The sequence below is a fragment of the Aquimarina sp. AWH4_224 genome, from assembly GCF_056160245.1.
This window is the reverse complement of sequence record NZ_JBSWWU010000008.1, coordinates 173,813-190,291: the sequence shown is the minus strand read 5'-3', so window position 1 is coordinate 190,291 and position 16,479 is coordinate 173,813. Positions and strand designations below refer to the sequence as shown.

General features: G+C 37.5%; 12 protein-coding genes. 3 read left to right on the top strand and 9 right to left on the bottom strand.

Translation table 11 applies throughout. The annotated features are described in order from the left end of the window. Positions 1 to 87: 87 nt before the first annotated feature. Genes ACXAGJ_RS16595 through ACXAGJ_RS16555 form a run of 9 tightly spaced genes read right to left on the bottom strand, consistent with a single transcriptional unit; the run spans position 88 to position 9,620 of the window. The gene (locus tag ACXAGJ_RS16595) at positions 88 to 1,011 is read right to left on the bottom strand and encodes a carbon-nitrogen hydrolase family protein (protein WP_474841248.1); all 924 of its coding nucleotides are present in this window, start codon (positions 1,009 to 1,011) and stop codon (positions 88 to 90) included. 11 nt (positions 1,012 to 1,022) lie between these two features. Further along, positions 1,023 to 2,063 carry a zinc-dependent alcohol dehydrogenase family protein gene (locus tag ACXAGJ_RS16590; RefSeq protein ID WP_474841247.1) on the bottom strand — a complete coding sequence of 347 codons (1,041 nt, stop codon included), beginning with the start codon at positions 2,061 to 2,063 and terminating at the stop codon, positions 1,023 to 1,025. 33 nt (positions 2,064 to 2,096) lie between these two features. Then, entirely contained in the window at positions 2,097 to 2,909 is an 813-nt protein-coding gene (locus ACXAGJ_RS16585; protein WP_474841246.1) for a hypothetical protein, read from the bottom strand. 7 nt (positions 2,910 to 2,916) lie between these two features. Next, positions 2,917 to 3,720, bottom strand: a complete 804-nt coding sequence (locus ACXAGJ_RS16580; protein WP_474841245.1) for an arginase family protein — start codon at positions 3,718 to 3,720, stop codon at positions 2,917 to 2,919. 16 nt (positions 3,721 to 3,736) lie between these two features. Further along, positions 3,737 to 4,255, bottom strand: a complete 519-nt coding sequence (locus tag ACXAGJ_RS16575; protein ID WP_474841244.1) for a DUF2867 domain-containing protein — start codon at positions 4,253 to 4,255, stop codon at positions 3,737 to 3,739. After that, positions 4,255 to 5,877, bottom strand: coding sequence for a M1 family metallopeptidase (locus ACXAGJ_RS16570; RefSeq protein WP_474841243.1), 1,623 nt, complete (start codon positions 5,875 to 5,877; stop codon positions 4,255 to 4,257). The genes ACXAGJ_RS16575 and ACXAGJ_RS16570 overlap by 1 nt, the downstream gene beginning before the upstream one ends. Before the next feature lie 17 nt (positions 5,878 to 5,894). Then, positions 5,895 to 7,835, bottom strand: coding sequence for a sodium:solute symporter family protein (locus ACXAGJ_RS16565; RefSeq protein WP_474841242.1), 1,941 nt, complete (start codon positions 7,833 to 7,835; stop codon positions 5,895 to 5,897). 13 nt (positions 7,836 to 7,848) lie between these two features. After that, positions 7,849 to 8,574 carry a LytR/AlgR family response regulator transcription factor gene (locus ACXAGJ_RS16560; protein WP_073314759.1) on the bottom strand — a complete coding sequence of 242 codons (726 nt, stop codon included), beginning with the start codon at positions 8,572 to 8,574 and terminating at the stop codon, positions 7,849 to 7,851. After that, positions 8,571 to 9,620, bottom strand: a complete 1,050-nt coding sequence (locus ACXAGJ_RS16555; RefSeq protein ID WP_474841241.1) for a sensor histidine kinase — start codon at positions 9,618 to 9,620, stop codon at positions 8,571 to 8,573. The genes ACXAGJ_RS16560 and ACXAGJ_RS16555 overlap by 4 nt, the downstream gene beginning before the upstream one ends. 238 nt (positions 9,621 to 9,858) lie before the next feature. Here ACXAGJ_RS16555 and ACXAGJ_RS16550 point away from each other — a divergent pair, with 238 nt between their 5' ends. The 3 genes from ACXAGJ_RS16550 (at position 9,859) to ACXAGJ_RS16540 (ending at position 16,441) form a co-directional block, all read left to right on the top strand. After that, positions 9,859 to 12,861, top strand: coding sequence for a TonB-dependent receptor plug domain-containing protein (locus ACXAGJ_RS16550; RefSeq protein ID WP_474841240.1), 3,003 nt, complete (start codon positions 9,859 to 9,861; stop codon positions 12,859 to 12,861). Positions 12,862 to 12,871: 10 nt separating this feature from the next. After that, positions 12,872 to 14,461 carry a RagB/SusD family nutrient uptake outer membrane protein gene (locus tag ACXAGJ_RS16545; RefSeq protein ID WP_474841239.1) on the top strand — a complete coding sequence of 530 codons (1,590 nt, stop codon included), beginning with the start codon at positions 12,872 to 12,874 and terminating at the stop codon, positions 14,459 to 14,461. Positions 14,462 to 14,602: 141 nt separating this feature from the next. Next, a complete protein-coding gene (locus ACXAGJ_RS16540) occupies positions 14,603 to 16,441 on the top strand; it encodes an Ig-like domain-containing protein (RefSeq protein ID WP_474841238.1) in 1,839 nt (612 codons plus the stop codon). Positions 16,442 to 16,479: the final 38 nt, after the last annotated feature.

The following is a 16,479-nucleotide window of genomic DNA, read 5'->3' as shown; positions in this document are numbered from 1 at the left end:
AAAGTAATAAGAATACTATTCCTTTTAAGGTTTCTACTATCTATATTTAATTAAAACTTAGTAGAATGATAATTAAAAAAAAGGGATTTAATTTTCTGTCTTCATATTGGGCTGATTTTTTACTTCAAAATGGAAGATATCATTTCTAGAATAATGACCGATTACATCAAAATCCAGTTTACTTTGTGTGATTTCATTCAGATCCAATTCTGCAATCAAGGCTCCAGATTCACCAAAAAGAGGGCCTGCTATAACTTTTCCTAATGGAGAAACAATGATACTACCTCCTGAACACATTTCTTCAGGTTCGTTATTTACCATAGTTTGATAGTTGTCCGGATACATAGATTTGGTGTAGTATTGATTGCAACCCAAAACAAAACATCTTCCTTCCAGAGCAATATGTTTCATGGTTGAGGTCCATTCTTCTCTAGAATCTGCAGTGGGAGCGATATAAATTTCTACCCCTTGTTGATACATAGACATGCGTGCAAGTGGCATGTAATTTTCCCAACAGATCAATCCTCCTAATTTCCCGATTTTAGTATCGAATGCCACTAAGGATTCTCCAGAGGCTTCAGCCCATATTAGGCGCTCTGTACCAGTAGGTTTAATTTTTCTATGTACCCCTAATAAGCCTTCTGTTGGAGAAATGTAAAGCATAGAACAATACAAACTTCCGTTTACAGCTTGTTTTTCGGTTACGCCAATAACCAGGTATGCATTTTCGGACTTAGCTATTTTTTCTAGGCGTTTTAGATCCTCGCTTTCCAGATCAATACTATTATTATAATATGTAGCATATAGCTCCCTGCCTTCTGGAGTTCTGCTACCTATTGTTGCTCCAAAAGAAAACCCTCTGGGATACCCAGGTATAAAAGATTCTGGGAAAACAATCAAGTTACAACCTTCTTTGGCATATTGAGAAACCAAAGAAGCCACCTTATCAATGGTCTTTTCTTTATCAAAAAATTCGGGATGATCTTGAATCAAACATACTTTTACAGACATACCTTAGGGTTTTAAAAAGAGTTAATTACTTGTACTCCCATATTTTGAAAAGTGTTCATTTGGGGTAGGGCGGTTATTGCATCCTCGAGAGAAATCGTTTTCTGGATTAATTTTTGGGGTTTCAACGTACCCGCACTTATCATTTGTAACATCTCTGGATATTTGTAAGCTTGCATCCCATGACTTCCAATTACTTCCAACTCATTAGCTAATACCATGTCCATTGGGATTTTGGGATGTGCGTGATCTCCGGTCATTAGACCTACCTGAATATGTTTTCCTCTTTTTCTGAGATTAGCTACAGAATTAAAACAAGTGGCTGCACTTCCTAAAGCATCGAGGGAAACATGAACACCTCCATTGGTCAAGGATCGTATTTCATCCACAATATGTTTTTGATCCTTTGCATTAATTGTTGCAAATGCACCCAATTCTTTGGCAAATTGTAAAGTTTGATCATTGATATCTATCGCAATAACTTGCGCTCCTATAGCTTTTGCGATCATTATTGCCGACAAACCAACGCCACCGCATCCATGAATTGCTACAAATTGTCCTGCACTTACTTTGCCTTGCTCTACAACAGCTCTAAACGATGTAATGAATCGACACCCCAAAGTAGCAGCGGTTTCATCATTGATCGAATCGGGTAGTCGAACCAAATTGGTATCTGCATAATCTATAGCAACATACTCTGCAAACGAACCCCAGTGTGTAAATCCGGGTTGGGATTGGTGATCGCATACTTGATGATTGCCAGATATACATTCACCACAGTGACCGCAACCCGCTACAAAGGGAACGGTAACTCTATCTCCAATTTTAAAGTTTTTGACGAATTTCCCGGTAGCCTCAATAACTCCAGCCAATTCATGCCCTGGGACATGTGGTAATCTAATATCTGGATCATGTCCCATCCAACCATGCCAATCACTACGGCATAATCCGGTTGCAGTAACCTTAATAACAACACTGTGCGGATTAGGCGTTGGGTCTTGTACATTTTGTATGGTTAGAGGACCTTTAAATTCTTCAAATACAATTGCTTTCATAGAACTTTTTAATAAGTTGTCCGATCTTCAGTTTTAGGATGGGTTTTGAGATATTTGATCAAGAAAAGGTTTCATATCTAACAATTTGATATCATCACGCTTTCTTAACTCTCTTAAAAACCAACCTTTATGACCTGCTCCATATATAATAAGCATTCTTTTATTTTGATACCGATGTTTTTCTAATGCTTTTTCAATTTTCCAATAATGAGCAATATTGATATTATCCCATCCTCCCAGGCCTAATTCTACATTAAACAAATCATTATATACCTGCAAAGCGATATCTTGTATACTATCATAAGTGTGGGTATGAATAAAATATGGATCATTTACTCTTCCTGTTGCTTGGTAAACAGAATCAGATGTACGGTTTGCTTTGCGATACGCATTCCAGTCTTCAATTCGAGTAGAGTCTTTGCTTATGGCCCGTAATTTTTGACTGCGTTCTTGCGCCATGGGTAATGTCCACCCAGCAGTAGGGATGATTTCAAAATTCATTTCTTTGGTTAGCGGAAAAACTACATCCACATATTCAGGAAACCGACGTACTCGGGATTCTGAAATACTATCATTTTCTTTGAATTCTTTTACCGCTTGATCAAATCGATCCGGAGGTATTTCTGCTAGGATATAATCTGGTTGTATTGCTCTTATTAGTTGAGTTAAATACGCTGTATTATATACGGAATCTGTAAGATGTCCACCATGAATAGCTCCTAATACCAATACTTCGTTTTTCTTATTTTCTTTGTCGTTCGTATCTATCTTTGCGGTTTCATTGCTGCACCCCCAAATAAAAAAGGTGAAAATTAGTAAGAATGAGAATACGAATTTAGAGTCCATAACAGTGTCAGATTAAAAGATCGATAATTTTTGAAATCGGTTGTAGTTCTTCACTTTTTGTCGTTACAGATTCAAGAACACTACTTCCTACAACCGTAAAATTCTCGGTAAGTGCCTCTATGCAGGTTTCAGCATCAGCAATACTTACTCCATTGGGAACATTATAATAGGTTTTATCATAATCGTTAGGCTCTAAACAATCAAAATCGAAGTGCAGGTACAAATGGGTGATACCTTTAGCCTTCAAGGTCTCCGTAAGGTGATCAACATCTATTTTGGTCGGAGCATAGATTTCTCCTTTTTCAATCCTGTCTTTTTCGGTCTTATCTATATCTCGTAACCCTACGTAATGGATTTGTGATGCGGTAATGGTTGAAAACAATAAAGGATTCATTTCGGGTTCTCCTTCGCCTAACAATGTACGTAAAGGCATGCCATGAAAATTACAACTTGGGGAGTCATAAGGCTTGTTAATATCAGCATGTGCATCAAACCATATAACCCCCAAATTGGGATATTTCTGATTCAGATAAGATACAGGCACAATTTCTAATCCACAATCTCCACCAATAGTTTTGAGAGTGTCGGGTTGCACGGTAGCTATTTCTTTTTTTAAGCGAGTTAATTGTTCGGTAATGGCATCGTAGTTGTTAATATGATGTTTTTGTATTCCGTGTGCTCCAGCTGCGATGCTGGATAAGGGGATATTTACGAATTCTGGGTCATCAAGGTGTTTTAGAATCGCTTCTGCTCCAGGTTCAATATTTTTTCCTGTACCAGATCCTTGCCATTGTGGAAAATAAATTTTCATTTACTCGAGTAATTGTTTAGTTTTTTAATTCTTTTAGTGTTCTTTTGAGCATACTTTTTACGATACGCTTATGGAAGGGTTTTACTGGAAGAAAATATAACTTTCCTAACCAGTTATTGAATACCACAACTGTAGATATGATCAAATCCCTGGTTGTGTTTTCTTGTGTCAATAAAAGAGAGACTCTAAAATTAAGATGGCTGTCGTCCTCTCCAAAAATAATTTCATCTTCACTTTTGTCGTATACTCTAAAAATTCCAACAGCATCTCCTTTCCGTAGTCTGAAATCTTTCCTAAGAATGTCTTCTTTTGAAATTGCTTCACCGGTTTTGAGTCCAAATACAGCCACAATTTTATTTCGTAAAAATAGTAATGCGCCCACCCATTTTGGAGAGGATACAAAAAAAGCTTTTACTAATTGATGCTGATTAATAGTAGAGGAAGTATTGATGCTACCAGAGAAGCTATCCGTATAATCATGCCTTGTATTCGCTAGCAAAGAGTTCTTTGGTAAATCAACTTCTGAAACGATCATTATATGGGTGTTGGATGTACATAAAAATTGGCATCAACCCGCAAATTGCTTCCAGTCAACTTTTTACTTTGCCATTTGGCATTCGGTTGTATCCAATGCGCTTTATCATCAACAAAAATTCGTACGGGCATATCAAATTTTTCAACCACATTGGTATAGCGATATTTAAGAACTCCATCTTTATAAGCATACTCAAGATTTGGTATTTTGATCGTTCTCAAATATTGATCAAAAAACTGAGTAAGGTCAATATTAGTAGCTTTGCTTAAATAATCTTCTATTTGTTTTGTGGTAACGGTTTGATGATAAAAATCTTCATTTAATCCTCTAAGAATAGTACGCCATTTTTCATCATCTTCGATAAGTTGTCTTAGGGTATGCAGCATATTGGCTCCTTTGTAGTACATGTCACTGGAACCTTCATGATTAACATCATAGGTGCCAATAACTGGCCTATCGTTTTGAATATTTCTTCGTGTTCCGATCACATACTCTTCTGCCGCTTTTGCGCCATAATAATAATCCAGAAACAGATTTTCAGAATACGCGGTAAATCCTTCATGTACCCACATGTCTGCAGCATCTTTGTAAGTGATATTGTTGGCAAACCATTCATGACCAGCTTCATGAATAATAATAAAGTCAAATTTTAACCCCCAACCAGAACCAGAAAGATCTCGACCCAGATATCCATTTTTGTATTGATTGCCATAGGTCACAGAACTTTGATGTTCCATACCCAAATAGGGAACTTCTACCAGTTTAAAACTATCTTCATAAAACGGGTAGGGGCCGAACCAATGTTCAAAAGCTTTCATCATTTTGGGAGCATCTTTAAAATGCTCTTTGGCTTTATCGAGATTATAACGTAGCACATAATAATCCATATCCAAATACCCTTTTTCACCTTTATACTGTTCTCCAAAATGAATATAATCCCCAATATTAATATTCACTCCATAATTATTGATAGGATTACTGACAAACCAATGAAAGGTTCGAGTCCCATTATTATGTTCATCGATCTTTCGCAGTCTACCATTCGATACATTCATTAAACCTTTAGGAACATTCACGCTGATCAAAAGACTGTCGACTTCATCATACATATGATCCTTATTGGGCCACCAAACGCTAGCACCAAGTCCTTGGCAAGAAGATGCAACAAAGTGTTTTCCATTTTTATCTTTTTTCCAGGAAATACCCCCATCCCAAGGAGCATTTACAGCTTTTCGAGGTTTTCCACTATAGTATACCTCTACAGTATTGACGTCATTTTTCTTTTGTTCATCAGTAAGTGTCACAAAATGGGCATTTCCTTCAGAATTTACTTTTAGCTCTTGATTGCCTTGCATTACCTTCTCAATCTTCAAAGGAGACTGCAAGTCAATTTGCATGGTATTATGAGCATCCAATACTCTATATTGTATCGTATTTTTTCCTGAGATGGTTTTCTGATCTGGCTTTACGGTTATATCCAGATGGTAGTAGGTAAGATCCCACCATGCTCTTTCTGGTGTTATCGAACCTCTTAAAGTGTCTTGCCTTGTAAATGTATGTTCTTGAGCCTCAATAGTAGTGAACCCCAGAACTAATAGTAAGGGTAAAAAAAATCTAATCATGTATTGTGAGCCGTCTCTTATAAGATGGTGGTTTTAATTTTCTTCCACAACTTACTTAAAATGTAGACAGCGACAATAACAACTATTGTTAAAATAATTGCAAAAGTATATTCTCCATAGATCCAATATCCAGCAGCAAAAAGTACTCCATAGATCATAATACACCCTACAATCATTGCCAATATTCCTGAAGGAACACTCCATGTGCTATTATCAGTAACAATATTTAGATCTTGATTTTTCGCCTTTTGAATAGTACTTTTCCAACCAGGTCCTCCGGGTTGTATTTTTTTATAAAAATCGAATAACACCTTGTCGTCTTCTGGTTTAGTAACGAAGGTTACAATAAGCCAAATTACAGTTGTAATCCCCACAATAATTGGATATTTTGACCATCCAGGAAGCATTCCTTCAGCAAATAATGCGTGGTCTAAAGATTCTAATCCAAAAATTATAGATACAATTCCTGAGGCAAACATAGCAGAGATTTCGCTCCAGGCATTGATTCTCCACCAAAACCATCTCAAGATGAAAATAAGTCCGGTTCCTGCACCAAACATAATAATATAATCAAAAATCTGCTTAGCGTTGGTGAGCAATAATGCTAAGACGGCGCTAAGAATCATCAAAATAGCAGTACTTATTCTTCCTACGAGCACCAGCTCTTTTTCTGAAGCTTTTTTGTTGATTTGTTGAGCATAAAAATCATTTACGATGTAGGAAGATCCCCAGTTGAGATGCGTAGAAATAGTTGACATGAAAGCTGCTATTAGCGAAGCCAAAACAATACCCAACAGTCCAGAAGGTAAACGAGTAAGCATTGCAGAATATGCAATATCATGACCTATCTTATCTTTTTGCACTTTATCTTCGGGGAACGCTTGTCTTATCGCGGTTAACCCTTCTGAAGCAAAATAATAAGCGTCCATTCGTTCAGCTTCTTCAGGAGTAAGCTCTCTGGTTTCTGCCAACTTTTGCATTTCTATATAATTGCTTTTAGCAGCTTCCATGGTGTTGGCATCATCTTTTGGGTATAATACCAAAGAAGCGAGTGCTACCAAAATCCATGGCCATGGTCGGATAGCATAATGCATGATGTTAAAAAATAGGGTAGCGCCAATAGCATGATTCTCATTTTTGGCTGCCAGCATACGTTGTGCAATGTATCCACCACCGCCAGGTTCGGCTCCAGGATACCATGAACTCCACCATTGCACAGCAAGTGGAATGATTAATAATGATACCAATAATTCGGTATTATCAAAATCAGGAAGTAACGAGATCTTATCGGCCACTTGTGGGTGAGCTATAAGATTGGCTACGCCATCCACCTCAGGTAAATTTACTATGTAATAGGCGGCTCCAAGTGCACCAATCATTGCTGTAAAGAAAAGAATGAAATCCGTATACACTACTCCTTTAAACCCTCCAATAGCGCTAAAAATAACAGTTACTACCGAAGCAATACCTACAGTTTCTAAGGCTGTTAACCCAAGCATCACTTGTCCAATTTTTATAGCAGCAAGGGTAACACCAGACATTGCGAGTACATTAAAAATGATCCCTAGATATACTGCTCTAAATCCACGTAAAAAATGCGCTGGTTTACCTCCATATCTTAGATCATAAAATTCTATATCGGTATTTACATTAGACTTACGCCACAATTTGGCATATACAAATACAGTGAGTAAACCTGTAATCAAAAAAGCCCACCATGCCCAGTTGCCAGATACTCCTCCTTTCCTAACAATATCGGTAACCAAATTTGGAGTATCAGTAGAAAAGGTGGTGGCCACCATAGATAGTCCCAATAACCACCAAGGCATGTTTCTACCCGATAGAAAGAATTCGCTGGTATTTTTCCCCGAGGTTCTAGAAACCCAAATACCAATTAATAAAGTGAGTGTGAAAAATGAAAATATAAGAATAAGGTCTAGGGTTGAAAGTGTGATCATGTATAATGATATTTTAAATATGTAAATCTTTGTTGTTGCTGAAAATAGTTTCTTTTACGTGTTTGGAGTAGTTACGGCCAATCGGGATTCGTTTAGAATCGATTTCTACCAGATTGCCTTCAATAGATTTAATTTTATCGATAGCAATAGTATAGGAGCGGTGCACACGTATAAAATTAGAATCAGGTAACTCTTCTGTAATTCCTGTCAACGATTTATGAACCAGATAATTACCATGTGTAGTAATCACCTTAATATAATCTTTAAGGCTTTCGATGTAAAGAATATCTTTCAAGAGTATTTTTACCAGCTTTTTATCCACTTTAAGAAAAATAAAAGGATCTTTATTTCCTTGATACTCTTCATTTTTTGATTGGTCTTTATTAATTACTTGAGTAAGCTTATTGATGGTTTTTAAAAAACGATTAAAAGGAATAGGTTTTACCAAATAATCCAGTACGTCGAGTTCAAAGCTCTCTACAGCATACTCGCGATACGCTGTGGTGATAATAATCTGATAGTTGTTTCTACTGTTTTTGATGAAATCTAATCCGTTCATCCCGGGCATATTGATATCCAGAAAGATGACATCGACTTCTCCTTGTTCTATAATTTCTAAAGCTTCTATAGGATTGTGAAAAGATCCTAAAAGTTCTATGTTTTTAAAAGAAGCCAGGTGTGATTCGATTACTTTTATCGCGAATGGCTCGTCATCTATTATAATGCATTTGACAATCATAGGATGGGGATTTTTAATAATACGTTAAACGTATTATCTATTACTTTGGTCTCTAAAGAGTATTTGTTTTTGTATAATAATTCTAATCTTCGTCTTACATTTTCAATTCCGATACCTCTTTTTTTGTCATCCGTATAATCAGAATTAAAGTTGTTTTTGGCTTTAAAAATGAGATGTTCGTTTTTCTCATTTTCAAAATGAATGTCGAGACGTACTTCTTCATTGTTTTTACTACCATGTTTAAAACAATTCTCGATAAAAGGTAGTAATAACAATGGAGGAATAGAAATATCATCAATGTTCCCTCTGATCTGAATTTCTGAGTTTACTTTTTCACCATGTCGTAATCGTTCTAGTTCTAAGTAACTTTCGATATAGTTAATTTCATTAAGCAATCCAATTTTCGGTTCTTTAACGTCGTACAAAACATACTGCATGATTTCGGATAATTTAAGAACCACATCAGAAGCTTTATCCGATTTTTCTATCGTTAAATAATACAAATTATTTAAGGTGTTAAAGAAGAAATGAGGTTGTATTTGTGATTTGAGATATTTTAATTCGGTTTTGAGTTGTAATTGTTTTAGCTGAGAATTCTTCCTTCGTTCGGCAATCCAATCCATGGTTAGTTTTATCGCGGTAGCGAGTGCAACTACATATACTTCTCCAATAGTAACCGCTAGGATATGATTAAAACTATAGGCTTTTTGGGTCCCGATAGCTTCTGGCCAGATATTGCTGGTCACTAACAGAAGATTAAGTTCTGTTCGTACGATGTATGCCACAGCCAAGGTTAATATTGCTGTGATAAGATAGAGTGGTAATTTCTTCTTAAGAACAAATTTGGGAATCAAGTAATAAATATGAAAATAAGTAATCGGAATATGTATAAAGAACTCTACCAGATTTGACTTCAATGAATACACATAATCATCGAAGTAACTTCCCCAACGAATAAAATTGATCAAAAAATAGCCTGCCCAAAATATGAAATGATACTTTTTTGGCATTTTATAACCATCAGATGTTGCTATCCAGTTAAACACGGTTTTTGATGTTTTTTGTGTGAATTTGTTAAAAAACGTGAAAAAATTATGTGTTTTTTTATTCAAAAACAAAATACTTTAAGGAATATTTTAAAAAGTACTCAATCGCAAAAACGCTCATATGAGGAAACACGTCGTTTGTTGTTTTTTTGATGCTGTTTAGATATTTAATTTCTTTTTCAAGTTTATTCATAAAACCTTTAAATCGGAAATAATCAAACAAATCAATCTTAATTTCATGAAAAGAACTATTCTAGTTTTTTCTGTTCTTTTAGCACTATTAATGATTCAACAGGTCAAAGCACAAGAAAAAACAATTTCGGGAACAGTAACTTCGACGGGAGAAAATGCCATGCCGCTTCCAGGAGTTAATGTAATTGTAAAAGGAACGGCAAAAGGGGCACAAACAGATTTTGATGGTAAATATACTATTACGGCATCTGCGGGTGATGTCTTGGAGTTTAGTTATGTGGGACTCACCACTATTTCGGTTACTGTAGGAGCATCAAACATAATCGATGTTGCTATGGAAGAGAACCTGGAACAACTCGAAGATGTTGTTGTTACCGCATTGGGTATCGCAAAAAGTAGAAAATCACTCACCTATGCTGCTCAGGACATTAATGCCGATGAACTAAACAAAGTACGGCAGACTAATCCGGTAAATAGTCTCTCGGGGAAAGTTTCTGGGGTAGTCGTAAACCGCAGCTCCTCAGGTGCTGGGGGATCTGTAAAAGTTACTTTGCGAGGAAATGCTTCATTGGGGAATAACCAACCCTTATATGTAATTGATGGGGTACCATTATCCAACCCTACGGGAGGACAACCCTTGGATACCTTTGGAGATATCAACGGTGGAAACCGTGATGGAGGAGATGTATTGTCTTTAATTAATCCAGACGATATAGAATCCTTAACCGTTTTAAAAGGAGCTTCGGCATCTGCACTTTACGGAAGCGCAGGATTGAACGGGGTCATATTAATTACGACCAAAAAAGGAAGAGCAGGATCTTTTAAGGTAGAAGCGTCTTCTAATTTATTAGTAGAGTCTGCGGCGTATTATATCGATCTTAACGATGAGGCTGAAAGTAATATTGAGGATTTCTTCAACAATGGGGTTACCAATATTAATGCGGTTTCTCTTTCTGGAGGAAGTGAGAAAGCGCAAACGTATTTTTCATATTCCAACACCTTCGCTTCTGGGATATTACCCACCAATAAAATGAGTCAGCATACGATAAATATTCGAGAGAATGCACAATTCTTCGACGGTGTTTTGACAGCTAGTGCCAATGTATTGGCATCTACACAAACCATTGATAATCGACCGGTTTCAGGTTTGTATTTTAACCCACTTGTGGGAGCATACAACTTTGATTCTCCAGGAGAACGACTATCGGATTATGGGAATTTTGAAGAATTAGATCCAGATAGAAACATTCAAAGTCAACGCTGGTTTAGAGCGACTTCGGATATCGAACAAAACCCCTATTGGATATTAAACAGAAACGCGAGTGAAGACACTAATAGAAAGTTGTTAGCTTCCATGAATTTAAAATTCAAAATCAACGATTGGATTTCTGTTCAGAGTAGAGGTACATATGATCAAACTTTTTTGAATTACGAAAAAAAGGTTCATGCAACTACAGAGGCCACACTGGCTCCTGAAAATGGAAGGTACATTTTTACAGAGCAGGATATCAGACAACTTTACGGAGATGTGATCGCTACGATAAATAAACAGTTTAATACCATATCACTTTCAGCAAATGTCGGGACGAGTACGACGAGAACTACTGTAGAATTATTAAATGCAGACTCTGGAACTAACGGAGGCTTACAATTTGCGAATGTGTTTTCTATTCAGAATTTTAATGCAAACCCACAAGTTTCTCTATTTCAAAGTTCGTTAGACAAAAAGGTAAACTCAATTTTTGCGAGTGCTACCATTGGATTTAATGAAAAGGTATTTGTAGATCTTACCGCTAGAAATGATTGGTCTTCTTCTTTACCTTCTAGTAATAACTCTTATTTCTATCCATCGGCAGGTATTACGGGTATTTTGACAGAGATTTTTGATATGGGAGAAAAAATTTCCTTTGCAAAAATAAGAGGATCTTATGCTCAGGTAGGTAATGATGTACCGGCAAACACAGTATTTCCTGAACGACAAATTCTTTTCGGAGGTGGATTAAGTCCTTTGGATCCGGTAAGACCTTTGGGCGAGGTTCGCCCAGAACAACAAAGCTCATTTGAGATAGGAACCGAGTGGAGATTCTTTGATAATCGATTTGGGTTCGATATTGGGTATTATCATACCAGTACGGTGGATCAATATTTTCAAGTACCAGTATCCACAGGAACAGGTTCAGTAACTGTAGGAGTAAACTCTGGAGATATCATTAACGAAGGATTCGAAGCGTCAATTTTTGTTACTCCGGTTCAAACAGAAAATTTTAAATGGACTTCGAATATCAATTTTGCGGCTAATGACAATGAGGTTCAAGAAATCAGTAACCCATCTGACGATGTACAAATTGATAATCAAGTGATTTCGCCTCCTGGGGTAAATACTTTTGCCTCTTATTTGGTAGAAGGAGGGCAGTATGGAGATATCTATGCGCAAGTGGTAAAAAGAGACGCCAACGGAAGGCCTGTGGTTGACGCAGGAGCTATAGTAATCAATGATGAAAACCCAGACAATACCATTGCGGGACTAGAAAAAGTGGGTAATGCCAATCCTGACTTTACCTTGGGGTGGAACAACACCATGACTTATAAAAATATTAGTTTGGATTTCTTGATCGATGGGAAATTTGGAGGAGAAACCATCAGTATGACTGAAGCCATTGTAGAAGGTTTGAGCAATAATACACAAAGAGAAACCGAAAATGCATTGATTGAAGTAGTAAGCCCAACGGGAGATGTGTCGACTTTGACCGCACAAGAGTATTATGGACTTGCAGGAGGAAGAAATGGATTTACAGGAGAGTATGTATACAGCGCTACCAATGTACGTCTGGCCGAAATTGCTTTAGGATATAATTTCCAACTTTCTGAAAATTCTTTTTTCAGAAGCATAAAAGCATCGTTAATCGGTAACAATTTATTCTTCTTTTATAAAGATGCTCCGCATGATCCAAACGTGACTTTAAGTACAGGGAACGCTTTACAAGGTGTTGATGTATTAGGACTTCCTTCAACCAGAAGTTGGGGGTTGAATGTTAATCTAAGTTTCTAAAATTAGTAAAATGAAAAACAGCAATATATTTTTATCGGGGTTTGTGGTAATATCACTTTTCTTGTCTTCCTGTGCTGAAGGTTTAGAAGATCTGGACGGAAACCCCAGAAACATTACTCAAGAACAGTTAGAAGTGGACTTTCAGAATGTAGGATCTTTATATAAGCCTATGTTCGAGAATATCTATCAATATACACCGCCATGGTCTTTTCAACTACAGCAAAATCTCAATGCAGATGTGTTTTCTGGATATATGACTAATCCCAGACCCTTTGTAGCTGGGGCGAACAATACCACCTATAATTTGGTAAGTGGTTGGAATAATTTCATTTGGAGTGTACCATATTCTAATGTAATGAACAATGCCAAGACCATTGAAAACGAAACCCGGGAAACATTTCCAGAGTTGTTCGCAGTTTCTCAAATACTTAAAGTTACTGCTATGCACAGAGTATCTGATGTATTTGGACCAATAGTGTATACCAAATTTGGAGAATCTGCAACAACGAGTGAGTATGACTCACAGGAGGAAGCATACAATGCTTTTTTCGCAGATCTGGAAGAAGCCATTCAAATACTATCAGATAATATTGATAGCCCAAGGTTTGCAGCTTTTGATTTAGCCTATGGAGGAAATTATGAGAATTGGATTAAATATGCCAATGCACTTCGGTTACGTTTAGCAATCCGAATTTCAAAAGTAGCGCCCACCAAGGCACAATCCGAAGGTGAGAAATCATTGAATCATCCTATAGGACTTATTGAAGCTAATCCCGATGGTTTTTTTGTGAATGGAACATTAGATCATCCGGTACGCACTATTAATAATTCTTGGGGGGATATTCGTATGAATGCTTCGATGGAATCTATTTTGGTAGGATATGAAGACCCTAGAGTTGGTAGCTACTTTAACACTTCAGAAGTTGAAGAAGGAGTATATAAAGGAGTTCGAAATGGATTGCCACTTTTACCAGGATATGATGATGAGCTAGCGCAAAAAGCAGACTATGTTACTTTTTCTTTATTGGCTGATGAGGTATTAACACCACGAGTGCAATTGATGGCAGCCGCCGAAGTATTTTTCTTAAAAGCAGAAGCTGGATTAAGAGGTTGGACCGGTGCAGGAGATGTACAGGGTAACTACGAACAAGGAATTACTACTTCGTTTCAGCAATATGGCTTAGGAGGTATATCAGATTATGTGTCCAACGGAACAAGAATTCCCATGGATTACGTAGATCCTGTTACACCAGGAAATAGTATAAATGCTTTAAGCACCATCACGATTGCCTGGGATGATGCGGCTACTAACGAAGAAAAACTGGAGCGTATCATTACTCAAAAATGGATCGCCTTATTCCCAGAAGGGCAAGAGGCATGGAGTGAATATAGACGTACGGGATATCCAAAAATATTCCCCGTAGTAAGTAACCAGAGTGGAGGTGTTGTAGATACCGATCTTCAGATCAGAAGAATACCTTTTGTAGATAGCGAATTACAAACCAACCCAGATGGTGTGGCCGATGCGGTAACCAAATTGGGAGGACCTGATAATGCAGGTACCCGCCTGTGGTGGGATGTGCCTGGAGGAAACTTCTAACACACACTTGATTTTAAAGAGAGAAATTGTGAATTGTATTCCGTTTCTCTCTTTTTTCCTTCTTTCAATGAACTATTTAAACAAGAATGCATGAAATAAATACTACCTAACACAAACATCTAACTATATATTATGAAATCAATGAAAAGAATTATCACAGTAATTACTATGCTAGCATTATTGTTTTCTTGCAATAATGAGAGCTTTGTAAATGATCTCAGAGAGGAAGATCCATCCGTTCAGCTTGATGGAAAAACTGCGCTTACACAACCCATTATTTTGGGATATTTCCCTTCATGGTCAGAGAGTTGGACTACGACAGGTCAGGGTTCTAAACTAAGAGATATCCCAAAGCATGTTACCCATGTGTTTTTGGCTTTTGCAAGACCTAATTTAAGATATCAGAAAGGGTCACTGGATATAACAAATACAGGTATCCAAACACCGTATGGAGGTGCTACGCTGAAAGAATCTGTAGCTATCTTAAAATCAAAAGGGACCAAAGTGATATTATCCGTAGGAGGAGAGACGTATTGGGGATCGGATGCTGCTTACGACATTAACTATCAACAAATCAAAGATCTTGTCGATGATATGGGATTTGAAGGGATCGATTGGGATTTTGAACCCAATGGGAGTTTTACTACCATAGGAGAACCTATTAATGTGCAGCGATTTATTGATTTTTTTAATAATTCAAGAGCGATAATGCCCAAAGGACAATATCTTTTAGCCTGTGCACCAGCAGGAGTTGGAGCCTTAGGAGGTTTGAATAATGATGATCCTTCGTCGCCATTTGCCTATAGTAAGAGGAATAGCGTAACTGGAGAATCTGATGCGAATTTATATAATGCAACATCTCCAAATCAAGCTATTAGTTTATATGGCTTTGCTACTACTGGACATATGATTCCGGTGATGGAGGCTGTGGGAGATAAAATAGATCTAATAGCCTATCAAGGGTATAATACCGGAGCTGCAAGCAACAGAAAAATAATGTATGATGCTTATAAGCACTATGCAGATCGGTATGGTTTCTCGATTGCTGCAGGGACACATTATCCAGATGAACCATGGGGGCCGTATTATACGTATACCTATCAAACTATGGCGGATCTATCGGCTCATATAGGAGCAACTAATGTCAACAACGATGGGATTATGATTTGGCAATTATTGCTAGGGGATGGAAACTCTTCTGCATATGGATATTTGTATGTGGCAAGTCAGGTATTGGATGGAGTATCGCAATCCCAAGCCATCGCGAATGCAGAAAACTACCCAGAGTCACCATATGATGGTGGAGACGGCGGAGGTGATGGTGGTGGAGATGGTACTGGATGTAACGCGGCGCAATGGAACTCGGCTACGGCATATCAAGGCGGACAGGAAGCAGTATACCAAAATCAACTCTATCGTGCGAAATGGTGGACCCAAGGAGATGTGCCCTCTTCTAATACTGGAAATGGCAAACCATGGGAATTGGTACAGAATTGTGGTGATGGAGGAGGAGATGGCAGTAATCAACTACCTTCGGTAGCGATCACTGCTCCATCAAATAATAGCACGTTTACTCAAGGTACCACAATAGTAATTTCTGCCAATGCATCTGATAGCGATGGGACCATTACTAGAGTAGAGTTTTTTGAAGGAAACACCAAACTAGGTGAAGATATTACAAGCCCTTACAGTTATTCATGGACTAATGCAAGTACTGGTAATTATACCATTACTGCAATTGCCACGGATAATGCTGGAGGAACGACAACTTCTTCTGCGGTTGCAATCTCAGTACAATCTGATGGAGGAGGTAGTGGTTCTTGCGCTGGAGTTGCCAATTGGGAAGCTTACCCACAAATATACAACCAAGGAGATCAAGTAGTATATCAAGGAGTGTTATATGAGGCACAAACCGGACCAATTTGGGTAACTCCAGGAAGTGGGGAACACTGGTGGAAAACCATACGTTCGTGTGAATAGAAATGTATAAATGTTAGTTTTTAATTGGAGAAACCTCT

What these genes read in the sequence shown, in the direction of transcription:
- ACXAGJ_RS16595 (WP_474841248.1), bottom strand. Translation starts at nt 1,011, where the DNA reads ATGTCTGTAAAAGTATGTTTGATTCAAGATCATCCCGAATTTTTTGAT.
- ACXAGJ_RS16590 (WP_474841247.1), bottom strand. Translation starts at nt 2,063, where the DNA reads ATGAAAGCAATTGTATTTGAAGAATTTAAAGGTCCTCTAACCATACAA.
- ACXAGJ_RS16585 (WP_474841246.1), bottom strand. Translation starts at nt 2,909, where the DNA reads ATGGACTCTAAATTCGTATTCTCATTCTTACTAATTTTCACCTTTTTT.
- ACXAGJ_RS16580 (WP_474841245.1), bottom strand. Translation starts at nt 3,720, where the DNA reads ATGAAAATTTATTTTCCACAATGGCAAGGATCTGGTACAGGAAAAAAT.
- ACXAGJ_RS16575 (WP_474841244.1), bottom strand. Translation starts at nt 4,255, where the DNA reads ATGATCGTTTCAGAAGTTGATTTACCAAAGAACTCTTTGCTAGCGAAT.
- ACXAGJ_RS16570 (WP_474841243.1), bottom strand. Translation starts at nt 5,877, where the DNA reads ATGATTAGATTTTTTTTACCCTTACTATTAGTTCTGGGGTTCACTACT.
- ACXAGJ_RS16565 (WP_474841242.1), bottom strand. Translation starts at nt 7,835, where the DNA reads ATGATCACACTTTCAACCCTAGACCTTATTCTTATATTTTCATTTTTC.
- ACXAGJ_RS16560 (WP_073314759.1), bottom strand. Translation starts at nt 8,574, where the DNA reads ATGATTGTCAAATGCATTATAATAGATGACGAGCCATTCGCGATAAAA.
- ACXAGJ_RS16550 (WP_474841240.1), top strand. Translation starts at nt 9,859, where the DNA reads ATGAAAAGAACTATTCTAGTTTTTTCTGTTCTTTTAGCACTATTAATG.
- ACXAGJ_RS16545 (WP_474841239.1), top strand. Translation starts at nt 12,872, where the DNA reads ATGAAAAACAGCAATATATTTTTATCGGGGTTTGTGGTAATATCACTT.
- ACXAGJ_RS16540 (WP_474841238.1), top strand. Translation starts at nt 14,603, where the DNA reads ATGAAAAGAATTATCACAGTAATTACTATGCTAGCATTATTGTTTTCT.